At 68.2% G+C, this 11,385-nt stretch carries 15 protein-coding genes; 10 read left to right on the forward strand and 5 right to left on the reverse strand.

What is annotated here, in order from left to right:
- On the forward strand, positions 1-297 hold a 297-nt coding region (locus ACT6S0_RS09200), incomplete at its 5' end, for an anion permease (RefSeq protein ID WP_444763602.1).
- Here ACT6S0_RS09200 and ACT6S0_RS09205 read toward each other — a convergent pair.
- Both ACT6S0_RS09205 and ACT6S0_RS09210 read right to left on the reverse strand, forming a co-directional pair.
- Complete coding sequence (locus tag ACT6S0_RS09205; protein WP_444763603.1) at positions 291-716, reverse strand: hypothetical protein; 426 nt, start codon at positions 714-716, stop codon at positions 291-293. The two genes, ACT6S0_RS09200 and ACT6S0_RS09205, sit on opposite strands and share 7 nt — an antisense overlap.
- Positions 713-1,267, reverse strand: coding sequence for a GNAT family N-acetyltransferase (locus tag ACT6S0_RS09210; protein ID WP_444763604.1), 555 nt, complete (start codon positions 1,265-1,267; stop codon positions 713-715). Before ACT6S0_RS09210 ends, ACT6S0_RS09205 begins: the two co-directional genes overlap by 4 nt.
- Positions 1,268-1,465: 198 nt before the next feature.
- On the opposite strand from ACT6S0_RS09210, the gene rpsP reads away from it, so the two are divergent.
- The 9 genes from rpsP (at position 1,466) to ACT6S0_RS09255 (ending at position 7,666) form a co-directional block, all read left to right on the forward strand.
- Positions 1,466-1,723: a 30S ribosomal protein S16 gene (gene rpsP, locus ACT6S0_RS09215; protein ID WP_056270756.1), complete on the forward strand. Its 258-nt coding sequence runs from the start codon at positions 1,466-1,468 to the stop codon at positions 1,721-1,723.
- An 80-nt stretch (positions 1,724-1,803) separates the two neighbouring features.
- Positions 1,804-2,319, forward strand: a complete 516-nt coding sequence (rimM, locus tag ACT6S0_RS09220) for a ribosome maturation factor RimM (RefSeq protein ID WP_444763605.1) — start codon at positions 1,804-1,806, stop codon at positions 2,317-2,319.
- A gap of 10 nt (positions 2,320-2,329) precedes the next feature.
- The gene (gene trmD / locus ACT6S0_RS09225) at positions 2,330-3,070 is read left to right on the forward strand and encodes a tRNA (guanosine(37)-N1)-methyltransferase TrmD (RefSeq protein ID WP_444763606.1); all 741 of its coding nucleotides are present in this window, start codon (positions 2,330-2,332) and stop codon (positions 3,068-3,070) included.
- Positions 3,071-3,204: 134 nt separating this feature from the next.
- Positions 3,205-3,558, forward strand: a complete 354-nt coding sequence (rplS, locus tag ACT6S0_RS09230; protein ID WP_056270764.1) for a 50S ribosomal protein L19 — start codon at positions 3,205-3,207, stop codon at positions 3,556-3,558.
- 64 nt (positions 3,559-3,622) lie between these two features.
- Positions 3,623-4,306, forward strand: a complete 684-nt coding sequence (locus ACT6S0_RS09235; protein WP_444763607.1) for a CoA pyrophosphatase — start codon at positions 3,623-3,625, stop codon at positions 4,304-4,306.
- 29 nt (positions 4,307-4,335) lie between these two features.
- Positions 4,336-5,325: a CobD/CbiB family protein gene (locus tag ACT6S0_RS09240; protein ID WP_444763608.1), complete on the forward strand. Its 990-nt coding sequence runs from the start codon at positions 4,336-4,338 to the stop codon at positions 5,323-5,325.
- A gap of 17 nt (positions 5,326-5,342) precedes the next feature.
- Entirely contained in the window at positions 5,343-6,368 is a 1,026-nt protein-coding gene (cobT, locus tag ACT6S0_RS09245; RefSeq protein WP_444763609.1) for a nicotinate-nucleotide--dimethylbenzimidazole phosphoribosyltransferase, read from the forward strand.
- Positions 6,369-6,371: 3 nt separating this feature from the next.
- On the forward strand, positions 6,372-7,136 hold the full coding sequence (gene cobS, locus ACT6S0_RS09250; RefSeq protein WP_444763610.1) for an adenosylcobinamide-GDP ribazoletransferase: 765 nt from the start codon (positions 6,372-6,374) through the stop codon (positions 7,134-7,136).
- Entirely contained in the window at positions 7,136-7,666 is a 531-nt protein-coding gene (locus tag ACT6S0_RS09255; RefSeq protein ID WP_444763611.1) for a histidine phosphatase family protein, read from the forward strand. Before cobS ends, ACT6S0_RS09255 begins: the two co-directional genes overlap by 1 nt.
- Here the strand turns inward: ACT6S0_RS09255 and ACT6S0_RS09260 are convergent.
- The 3 genes from ACT6S0_RS09260 to ACT6S0_RS09270 form a co-directional block, all read right to left on the reverse strand.
- Positions 7,641-9,650, reverse strand: a complete 2,010-nt coding sequence (locus ACT6S0_RS09260; RefSeq protein WP_444763612.1) for a prolyl oligopeptidase family serine peptidase — start codon at positions 9,648-9,650, stop codon at positions 7,641-7,643. The genes ACT6S0_RS09255 and ACT6S0_RS09260 overlap by 26 nt on opposite strands.
- 82 nt (positions 9,651-9,732) lie before the next feature.
- Positions 9,733-10,623 carry a Tim44 domain-containing protein gene (locus tag ACT6S0_RS09265; protein WP_444763613.1) on the reverse strand — a complete coding sequence of 297 codons (891 nt, stop codon included), beginning with the start codon at positions 10,621-10,623 and terminating at the stop codon, positions 9,733-9,735.
- Between the two features lie 56 nt (positions 10,624-10,679).
- Positions 10,680-11,384: an SDR family NAD(P)-dependent oxidoreductase gene (locus tag ACT6S0_RS09270; protein WP_444763614.1), complete on the reverse strand. Its 705-nt coding sequence runs from the start codon at positions 11,382-11,384 to the stop codon at positions 10,680-10,682.
- Position 11,385 lies beyond the last annotated feature (1 nt).

The following is an 11,385-nucleotide window of genomic DNA, read 5'->3' on the forward strand; positions in this document are numbered from 1 at the left end:
GGCGGCTGGCGCATCGTGCAGACCATGGGTCAGCGCATCACCAAGCTCAAGCCGGTCGGCGGCTTCTGTGCCGAGACCGGCGGAGCGATCACACTCTTCCTGGCCACGGCCATGGGCATCCCGGTCTCGACGACGCACACCATCACGGGCGCCATCGTCGGCGTGGGCTCGGTGCAGCGTGCCTCGGCCGTGCGTTGGGGCGTGGCGGGCAATATCGTCTGGGCGTGGATCTTCACGATCCCGGCGGCTGCAGCGATGGCCGCCGTCTGCTACTGGGCGAGCTTCATCCTTTACTGACCGGCCTGGGATTCGAAATAGCGTTGGGCGCTGAAGGCGATGGTCGCCATCAGCGCCGTGCCGCCGAACAGCAGGCAGAGCACGACGCCGATCACGGCGGCCCAGCCGCCCGACGCGGCCGGCCGGCCGGCGTTGAAGCGCGCGTTCCAGCGCTCATCCGGCATCAGGCCATAGACGATTCCGCCCAGCAGCGCCGCAACGAGGCTGACGCCTAGCCAGGGAATCAGCACCCAGGCCAGGCGATCATCCTGGCCGAGTTCTTCCATGCGCAGCATGCCGGCCAGCCCGAGCAGCGTCGGCACCGGAAAAACCCAGCCCCAGCGATCCTTCAGGCCGTGCAGGTAGAAGCGGTGCAGGCCCAGGGTGCCGCCGAGCAAGGCCAGCCAAGTCGCCGCCGCCTTGTGCCTGGTGCCATTCATTCAGGGGCCGCTGCGCTGTCGCCGAGGCCGAGCGTGCGCTGCATAAGCACGACGTCGAGCCAGCGACCGAATTTCCAGCCTGCGCTTTTGAGCACGCCGGTGTGCTCGAAGCCCAGCGCAGCATGGACACCCACCGAACCCCTGTTGGCCGCGTCGCCAATGACCGCCAACATCTGGCGGGCGCCCGCTGCCTCGCAGCGCGCGATCAGCTCGGCCAGCAACAGCCTGCCGACACCCTGGCCCTGGGCGGCGGGTGACAGATAGATCGAGTCCTCGACGCAGAAGCGATAGGCCAAGCGGGGACGGAAATAGTTGGCATAGGCATAGCCAAGCACGACACCGTCTCGTTCTGCGACCAGCCAGGGCAGGCTGCGTCCCAACACCTCCTGGCGCCGCCGGGCCATTTCGCCAATGTCGGGCACCTCGGTCTCGAAAGTGCCTGTGCCGTTCAGCACCGCCACGGCATAAATGGCCTGGATGGCGGGCAAGTCGGTGTCCGTACTGGGTCGGATGCGCAAGGCGGGCATGTGGGCCGAGGAGGGGAGAGACATATCTTCTCTTGAGTTGATGCTGATCGAGTTTATAATGCTGAGTTCTGGTGCCGGCCGCGGGGAGCTGCAGCGTATCTACGGCGCCAGAGACGGTGGCAACACCGGCGGGAACTCGCCGCGAACGATCTGCTCGCCCTGAGTGTCTCCTGGTGCGGTGATCGCCAAATCCATCATCACGTCATCAGTTTAGGAAACATCATGGTTGTCATTCGTCTTGCCCGCGGCGGTTCCAAGAAGCGCCCGTTCTACAACATCGTCGTCGCCAATAGCCGCCAGCGCCGTGATGGCCGCTTCATCGAGCGCGTCGGCTTCTACAACCCCGTCGCTTCTGGTGCAGCAGAAAAGCTGCGCGTCGAGCAGGACCGCGTGAGCTACTGGATCGGCGTCGGCGCCCAGCTGTCGCCCACGGTCGAGCGCCTGGTCGGCGACGCCAAGAAGGCCACCCCGGCCGCCTAAAACAAGTGGCAGGCAACAAGCCTCGGCAAGACGGCGCTTCGGCGCCGTCTTTTGCTTCCTGGCCCGAAGACTTGCAGCCAGTGGGCCGCATCCTCGACGCCTGGGGCATCAAGGGGGGCCTTAAGGTTCAGGCCTATTCCGTTGACGCGGACGCGCTGTTCAGCGCCAAGCGCTGGTATCTGAAATCCACCGGCCCCAAGCCGGCCCAGCTGGTGCTGGCCTTGCGGGCCGTTCGTGAGCAGGGTGAGGGCATCGTCGCAACGGCCGAAGGCGTGGATGACCGCAATGCCGCCGAGGCGCTGCGTGGCCATGAGATCTACGTCCCGCGCAGCGAATTCCCCCGTACGCCCGACGGCGAGTACTACTGGGTCGACCTGATCGGCCTGGAGGTCGTCAACCGCGAAGCGCAGCCCCTGGGTCGCGTCATTGGCCTCATTGACACCGGCCCGCATGCGGTGCTGCGCATCCTGCCGGCGGGCATCGACGAGCCGGCCAAACCAGACCAGGAAAGGTTGATTCCCTTCGTGGGCGCTTTCATCGACGATGTCAGCCTGGAGACAAGGCAGATCCGCGTCGACTGGGGCCTCGATTTCTGAAGGCCGAGGCATGCGCTTCGACGTCCTGACGATCTTTCCGGAGCTGTTCGGCCCGCATCTGACCCATGGCGTCACGCGGCGCGCCTTCGAGAGCCGGCAGGTCGACGTGCGCCTTTGGCCGCTGCGCGATTTTGCCGACGGCAACTACCGTCGCGTCGACGACCGCACCTTCGGCGGTGGCCCCGGTATGGTCATGTTGGCTGAGCCGCTTGAGAAGGCGCTCGCCGCCGTCACGGCTGAACGCTGCGAAGCGGCGCCGGCAGTCATCCACTTCACGCCAACCGGTGACCGCATCGACCAAGCCTGGGTACAGGCTCTCGCCGCTGGCCCCGGCGCCATCCTTCTATGCGGTCGCTATGAGGGCATAGATCAGCGCGTGCTGGACAGCCACGTGACGCTGGAGCTAAGCCTCGGCGATTTCGTGCTGTCGGGCGGAGAGCTTGCGGCGCTGGCATTGCTGGACGCCGTGGCGCGACTGCAGGATGGCGTGCTCGGCGACGTGCAATCGCACGAGCAGGACAGTTTTTCGGACGGCCTGCTGGATTGCCCGCACTACAGCCGACCCGAGGTGCTGTCGGATGGCCGCAGCGTGCCGCCGGTGCTGCTGTCCGGCCACCATGCCGACATCCGGCGCTGGCGCCGTGAGCAGTCGCTGGCGCTGACGGCTGCGCGTCGGCCCGATCTCATCCAGGCGGCACGGGCGGCCGGACGGCTGAGCAAGGCGGATGAGGCCTTCCTGGCCAAGCGCTAGGCAAAACCCGTAAGCCGCCGCTATACTCGCGGGCTGTCCGATCCTCTGGCGGGTCGAGTGGCTGGAACGTTCAAGACGTTCTGGCTGCAAACATCCCGATAAATAGCGCCCCGCCAAGATCCCCAGGAGCACAGATGAACCTGATCCAAACCCTCGAGCAAGAAGAAATTGCTCGCCTGAACAAGACCATTCCGGCCTTCGCCCCCGGCGACACGGTGATTGTCAGCGTCAACGTCGTTGAAGGCAGCCGCAAGCGCGTCCAGGCCTATGAAGGCGTCGTCATCGCCAAGCGCAACCGCGGCCTGAACAGCAGCTTCATCGTCCGCAAGATCTCCAGCGGCGAAGGTGTCGAGCGCACCTTCCAGCTCTACAGCCCGCTGATCGCAACCATCGAAGTCAAGCGCCGCGGCGATGTCCGTCGCGCCAAGCTGTACTACCTGCGCCAGCGTTCGGGCAAGTCGGCTCGAATCAAAGAGAAGCTGGCTTAATCAGCCGTCGCGCTTCACTGAAGCCGCCCGGAGCTACGCTCTCGGCGGCTTTTTGTTTTTTCGCATGAACCGACCTGCCATCACCCAGCCCCAGCTCGTGCCCGTCACGAGCATCGACGCGCATCTGCCGGCCGTTCCGGCAGACGCGCTGACGCCGCAGTCCATCCGCGCCAGGCTCGCCCCGCTGACCGTCTGGACACCCGAGTTCGCCGGTGACGGCAGCCCCTTCGCCGGCCGCGAGCCGGCCGGTGCGGCCGTCCTGGTGCCGCTGGTGCAGCGCGCTGCGGGCTTGAACCTGTTGCTGACGCGGCGCACCGACCATCTGCGCGACCACGCTGGCCAGATCAGCTTCCCGGGCGGTCGCGTCGAACCCGAGGACGACAGCCCGGTCGCAACGGCGCTGCGGGAGACCGAGGAAGAGATCGGTTTGTCCCGCGGCTACATCGAGGTCATCGGCCAGCTGCCCGTCTATTCGACGGTGACGGCCTTCCAGGTGACGCCGGTGGTGGCGTTGATCGAACCCGGCTTCACGCTCCAACTCGACGCCTTCGAAGTGGCCGAGGCTTTCGAAGTGCCGCTCGTCTTCCTGATGAACCCGGCGCATCACTGCCACCACACCTTCGAGTTCGCCGGGGCCGAGCGCCGCTTCCTGTCCATGCGCTGGCAGGGTGACGATCGCGAATATTTCATCTGGGGTGCAACGGCGGCGATGCTGCGCAACCTCTATCGCCTGCTCATCACCGGCTGAGCTGCGCGGCGCCACTATCATCCCGGCCCATGAATTTCTTCGCGGTGCTGCTGGCCCTGTTGTGTGAACAACTCAAGCCCTTGAGGCACGGCAACCGCGTGCACGAGTCCGTCATCGGCTGGGTGCGCTGGACCGGCCGCAACTTCGATGCAGGGCATGAACGCCATGCCGTGGTCGTCTGGGCCATCACCGTGCTCGTCCCGGGGCTGGCCATCACGGCGGTCTATCTGACGCTGCGCCATTTCAGCCTGCTGCTGGCGCTGGCGCTGGATGTGCTCATCCTCTACCTGACGCTGGGCTTCCGTCAGTTCAGCCATTACTTCACCGACATCCGCGACGCCCTGGAGCGCGGCGACGACGCGACAGCGCGTCAGCTGCTGGCCGAATGGCGCCATCTCGACGCCAGCGAGCTGCCGCGCACGGAGCTGATCCGCCATGTCATCGAGCACTCGCTGCTGGCGGCTCACCGCCACGTCTTCGGCGTGTTCTTTTGGTTCATCGTCTGCTCGACCTTCGGCTTAGGGCCCGCCGGCGCGGTCGTCTACCGCATGGCCGAGTTCGCCGGCCGCTACTGGGCCTTCAAGAGCCGCACGCTCGACGCGCCGACCAATCCGCGCCTGCTCGCACTGTCGCGCCAGGCCTTCACGGTCATCGACCATCTGCCCGCGCGGCTGACTGCGACGGGCTTTGCCATCGTCGGCAACTTCGAAGAGGCCGTGAACGGCTGGCGTCGCGACGCCAACCTCTGGCTGCATTCCAACGAAGGCATCATCCTGGCGTCCGCGGCGGGGGCGGTCGGACTGCAGCTAGGCGGTGCCGCGCCCCCCGGCATCACGCCGGACCGCAGCAAGACCTTCGATGCAGGCGCCGAACCCGATGCGACCGGCGCTGCCGGCTCGACCGCCGGGGCGCCACCGCAGCTTGGTCATCTGCAGAGCGTCGTCGGCCTGGTGTGGCGCTCCGTCGTCTTGTGGATGCTGCTGTTGGCGCTGTTGACGCTGGCCAACCTCGTCGGCTGAACGGCCGGACCGCCCCTATGAACTTCCCTGACCTGCCGGCGCTGGCCGAGCCCAGCCTCAGCGCGCGCGTGCGGCATGCGCTCGACCACAAGACCAAACCCCTGGGCGCCCTCGGCCGCATCGAGGCGCTGGCCCTGCAGATTGCGCTGATCCAGGGCGTCGAGCGGCCGGCGCTGCGTGCGCCTCAGCTGGTCGTCTACGCGGCCGACCACGGCCTGTCGCGCCGCGGCGTGTCGGCCTTTCCGCGCGAAGTCACGCCGCAGATGGTCGCCAACATGCTGGCCGGCGGTGCAGCCGTCTCGGTGCTGGCGCGCCAGCAGGGATTGGCGCTGAGCATCGCCGACTGCGGTGTCGACGCGCCGCTGGCCGAGGGCGCGATCGACCTGCGCATCGCACCCGGCACCGCCGACGCGAGCGCCGGCCCGGCGATGTCGCTGGAGCAGGCCGGGCGCGCCCTGCGCAATGGCATGGCCCTGGTCGAGCGGCTGCCCGGCAATGCGCTGCTGCTCGGCGAGATGGGCATCGGCAACACCTCAGCGGCCAGCCTGCTGATGCAACGCCTGACCGGCCTGTCCCTGGTCGATTGCGTTGGCCGCGGCACCGGGCTGGACGATGCCGGCCTGGCGCGCAAGCTCGCCGTGCTCGAGCAGGCGCTGGCCGCGAACGTCGCCGCGCAAGCCCCGTTGGAGCTGGCTGCGTCGCTCGGCGGCTTCGAGATCCTCACGATGGCGGGCAGCGTCATCACTGCGGCCGCACAGCGCCGCGTCATCGTTGTCGACGGCTTCATCACGACGGCCGCTGCTGCGCTGGCGCAGGCGCTGTGCCCCGGGGTGCTCACCGCCTGCGTGTTCGCCCATCGCTCGGCCGAGGGCCCGCATGCGCTGTGGCTGCAGGGGCTCGGCGTGCGTCCGCTGCTGGACCTGGACCTGCGGCTGGGCGAAGGCAGTGGCGCTGCCCTGGCCTGGCCACTGCTGACGGCGGCCTGCGCGCTGCTGGCCGACATGGCCAGCTTCGAAAGCGCCGGCGTCAGCAACCGGGACTGAGCCATGCGGCTGTTCCTTGTCGCGCTGCAGTTCCTGACCCGGCTGCCGGTGCGGCTGAGCCGCTTCGAGCCGGCGTGGCTGAACGACTGCGTGCGGCATTTCCCGCTCGTCGGCATGCTGGTTGGTGCGGTGGGTGCGGCGGTGCTCGTCGGCGCCGTGCAGTTCTGGCCCGCCTGGATTGCCGCGCTGCTGGCGCTGACCGCCACGGTCGCGCTGACCGGCGGCTTTCACGAAGACGGCCTGGCCGACACCTTCGACGCGCTCGGCGGCGTCGTGCCGCGTGACAGGGCGCTGGCCATCATGAAGGACTCGCGCATCGGCAGCTATGGCGCGCTGGCGCTCGGCCTGTCATTGCTGCTGCGCGCGGCGCTGCTGGCGGTGCTGGCGACCCGGCCCCTCTTGGGGGCGGTCGCGGCCCTGCTGGCCGGCCATGCGTTGGCCCGCGCGGCAGCGGTGGGCGTCATGGTCAGCCTGCCCTATGGCGGGGATGTCGAGCATGCCAAGGCCAAGCCATTGGCGCTTGCCGTCGCACCGCGCAACTTCGCCATCGCCATGCTCTGGTGCGGGCTGCTCACCGTAGCGCTTGCGGCTTGCGGCATCGCTTCTTGGTCGCGCCTGGGCGCCGCGTTGGCCGCCGCGGTGGCCACGGCGGGGCTGATGCGGCTATGGCTGAAGCGCCGCCTTGGCGGCTACACCGGCGACGGACTCGGCGCGACCGAGCAGCTTGCCGAGATCGCTGTGCTGCTGGCCTTCACGGCTGCGCTTTGATGCCTGCCCTGACGATCTGGCGCCACCCCAAGCCTTGCGGGGCCGAGGGGCGATGCATCGGCGGCGGCACCGATCTGCCCGTCGACCCACGCAAGGCCAAGCGGCTGGCGCACCGCATTCGCGCCCATGCCCGTCGGCACGGCCTGGCGCGCGAGGTGGTCACCTCGCCGCTGGCCCGCGCGGCCGACGTGGGCCGCTGCCTAAGACGTTGGGGCTTTCGCTGGCGCGTCGATCCGGCACTTGCCGAGATGGACTTCGGCGGCTGGGACGGCAGGCCGTGGTCGGCCATCCCGGCCGCCGGGTTCGACTGCTGGATGGCCGATTTTGTCCGCTTCGACTTCGAAGGCGGCGAGTCGCTGGAGGCACTGCTAGACCGTGCAGCGAAATGGCGGCCGACCTGCGCGCTGGCAGTTGGCCACGGCGGCTGGATCACGGCGCGCCGCTGGCCCGCCGGCGTTGTCCCGACGCCGGCGAGCTGGCCGCTGCCGCTCGCCTATGGCCGATCTACTTCAATACCGTCTGCTGCATGAACAGCACGGTCGCGTAGAACTGGAAGTCCTGGTTGTCCTTCTTCTGGAAACCATGTCCTTCGTTGTCGGCGCGCAGATACCAGACGGGCGTACCGCCCTTGCGCACCGTCTCGACGATCTGCTCGGCCTCGGTGTAGGGCACGCGCGGGTCGTTCTTGCCCTGGATGACGAAGAGCGGCTTCTTGATCTTGGCCGCATTGGTGAGCGGCGAGATCTTGTCGAGGTGGGCCTTCATCGCCGGGTCGCGCTCGTCGCCGTACTCGACGCGGCGCAGGTCGCGGCGGTAGCTCTCCGTGTTGTTCAGGAAGGTCACGAAGTGCGAAATGCCGACGACGTCGATGGCGCCGGCGATGCGGTCGGCATAGTTGGTCGACACGGCCAGCGTCATATAGCCGCCATAGCTGCCGCCGGTGACGAGCACGCGCGCAGCATCGAGGTCGGGCTGGGTCGCAATCCAGTCGAGCAGGGCGCCGATGTCCTTGACCGAGTCCTCGCGCTTGAAGCCGTTGTCCATGGCCAGGAAGCTCTTGCCGTAGCCGCTGGAGCCCCGCACATTGGGCTGAATCAGCGCCATGCCCAGTTCCTGCACGAAGTAGGCGCTGCGGCCCAGGAAACCGAAACCGGCCTGCGACTCGGGGCCACCGTGGATGGAGATCAGCACCGGGCGCTTGCCGGTGAACTTCTTCGGTGGCGCCGTCAGCAGGCCCGAGATCGTCGTGCCGTCGAAGCTCTTCCAGCGCACGATCTTCTGCTCGCTGAAGCCCGAGGTGTCCATGCCGGGCGCGGCCGCCGCGCGCGTCCATTGCTGGACCTTGCCGTCGGTGCCCAGCGAGTAGATCTGGCCGGGGCCCTGGGCATTGCTGATCGAGAACGCCAGTTCGTTGCGCGCCCGATGGAAGGAAGCCGCGCCGACGTTGCCATTCGGCAAGGCGGCGGGAGCGCGCACTTCCTTGGCGGTAGCGGCGTCGAAAAAGCGCAGCTCGTCGCGGCCATCGACGTTGAACTGGGCCGCCAGCTTGCTGCCGTCCTCGGTCAGGGTGACGCCGCTGACATCCCAGGGGATGTGGCTGCTGACGCGGTCGATGCGGCCGCTGGCCAGGTCCAGCTTCATCAGCTCGCGGAACTCGCCGGCGCGGTCGCTGGCGATCCACAGCGTGCGTCCGTCTGGTGTCCATCCTGCGGGTGAGTAGGTGGCCTTGGCCTCCTGGCTGCCGAGGGCAGGCGCGACCTGTTTGGCCACGCCGCTGTCCAGGTCCAGCATCCAGATCTGCGACTCGTTGGCCGACAGATAGCGGGTCAGCGACACCACTCGCTCGTCGGGCGAGGGCCGGCTCGCGGCCCAGCCGCCACCGTCCAGCTCGGCCAGCTTGCGGCGGCCTTCCGGCTTGGCCGGATCCATCAGCCAGAGCGTCGTCGTGATCTTGGCGCGCGTGCCGCCCTGCGCCGTGCGGTCGATGGGCACGGACGAGTAGATCAGCTGCCCGCTCTTGCGCAGCCAGGTGTTGATGGAGTGGCGCTCGTCGGGGCTGGTCAGCAGCACGGGCCGGGCGCCGGCTTGCCCGAGTGGCAGGCGATAGATCTGCGCCACCTCGTTGCCACCGGCGGCGCGCTCGAAGACGATGTACTGGCCGGTGCGCGGTTCATAGGTCGCGCGGGCCACGGGATCGGTGCCATCGGTCAGCTGCTCGCCCTCGGTCAGCGGCGTCGTGACGCGGAAGATCTGGGCCGTATTGGCGCCGGCCTTGCGGTGGCTGACCAGCATTTCGCGCTGGGTTGGATGCCAGTCGGAGAAAGCGTGGCCGCGGAAGTCGTTGTAGCGGCCGATGGCATCCGCCAGGCTCTGCGGCACGGGCGGGATGCCCTGGACCACAAGATTGGCATTGGGTACGACAACGGCCGTCGGAGCCGGCGGCGCGGTGGGAGAAGCGCAGGCAGCCAGCAAGGCGATGCCTATGGCGCAGAGGGAAAGACGCAAACGAATCATGGGGAGCCTCAAAGAAAAATGGGCGCTTGAAGCGCCCATTCTCATGCTGGTTCGGCTCGGGTCTAACCCGCTATGCCATTGGTCATGCCGTCTGCTGGATGCCGGCGATCAGCCAGCCCTGGTCGGCCTGCACCAGGTGCCAGACTTCGTCGAAGTCATTGGCAGCCTGGTCGCTGGCTTCGCGCACCAGGCCCCAGAAGCGCACCGAGACCACTTGCTGGCCGTTCTCGGTGGCGACGTCCACCACGCTGGCGTCGAGTTGCAGCACCTCGGTGCGCTGGGTCTGACTGCCGCGCTCCAGCAGGTCGCTCTGGATGCTGGCGTACATCTGCGGCGTCGTGAAACGGCGCAGATCGGCCTGGTCGCCAGCGTCGTTGGCGGCCTGCAGGCGGATGAAGACCTGCTTGGCGATCTTCTCGAAGCCTGCGGCGTCGAAGTCGGCCGGCACAGCTGCAGCCATCGGGCTCGCGGCTGCTGCGGCGGTTGCACCACCGGCGGCGGGCACGGGCTGTGGATTCCACGCCGGCTGGGCGGCCTGGAAGTTGGCGCCGTTCGCACCTGCACCTGCACCTGCACCTGCCAGTTGCGGCTTGGACCCGGCAAAGCGGCGCATCAGGAAACGGATCGCGAAAACCGCCACAAGACCGAACAGCACCATGGTCATGATGTTGGCCAGTTCGGCGCCGAAGCCGAGGTGGCTGGCCAGCGCCGCCAGGCCCAGACCCGCGGCCAGGCCGGCGATGGGTCCCATCCAGGAGCGCTTGGGCGCCGCGGCAGCGGCGGCCGGGGTGGCCGCAGCCTGCTTGGCGGGAGCGGCCTGTTGCGGCGACTGCGCAGGTGGCGTCTGCGGCGTCGTCTGGGTAGGCACGCTGCGTTTCATGCCGCCGCCGCCCAGGCGCTTGGCCTCGGCGTCGTGGGCAGGCAGTGCGAAGGCCAGCAGGGCGGCCAGGGTCACAGCGAGGATGCGGGTCACGGGGCGTCTCCAGAAAGGGTGAAACAGGTCAGAGCTTGGGCTCGTGGGGCGTATTTTCAAGCCTCGCGGATGTCCGCGACGATGTTTTGGCCGAAATCGGGTTTTACCAGGTAACGCAGCACGGCCGCTGCGGTGGCTTCGGCGGTCTGCAACTGGCCGCCCTGCTTGAGGCCCTGGAAGCGCGCCTGCTCGGGGAAGCGGGCCGGGTCGGCGCTGCGCAGCCGGGTTTGCATGTCGGTGTCGATGACGCCGGGCGCCAGCGACACCACGCCGACAGCCGGCTCCTCCAGCGCCAAGGCGCGGCTCAAGTGGTCCAGCCCGGCCTTGACGGCGCAATAGGCGGCGCTGCCAGCCATCGCACGCCGGCCCAGTCCGGAGGAGATGTTGAGGATGCGGCGCTGCGGCACCGAGGTCGTTTCAGCCAGGAACACGCGGCTCAGCAGCGTGGGCGCCTCCAGCCCGACCCGCAGCGCCGCAGACAGGTCTGCCAGGTCGGTGGCCGCCAGCGGGCCCGGCGCGCTCAGCAGCGCGGCGTTATTGATCAGCGTGGCGCTCGCCCAGCCGTTGTTGGCGCGCAGCCAGGCCTGCAGGCGCTCGGCGGCGCGCAGAGGCTCGGCAAGATCCAGCGCCCATTGCTCGGCTTTCAACGCCGGGTTGCTGCGGCGCGCGATCCCGATGACCGTGTGTTCGGGCTGGATCAGCTGTTCGACAAGGGCAGCGCCGAGGCCGCGGGAGCTGCCGGTCACGATATAGAGGTGCATG

Source organism: Roseateles sp. (genome assembly GCF_052436255.1).
Lineage (GTDB): Bacteria > Pseudomonadota > Gammaproteobacteria > Burkholderiales > Burkholderiaceae_C > Pelomonas.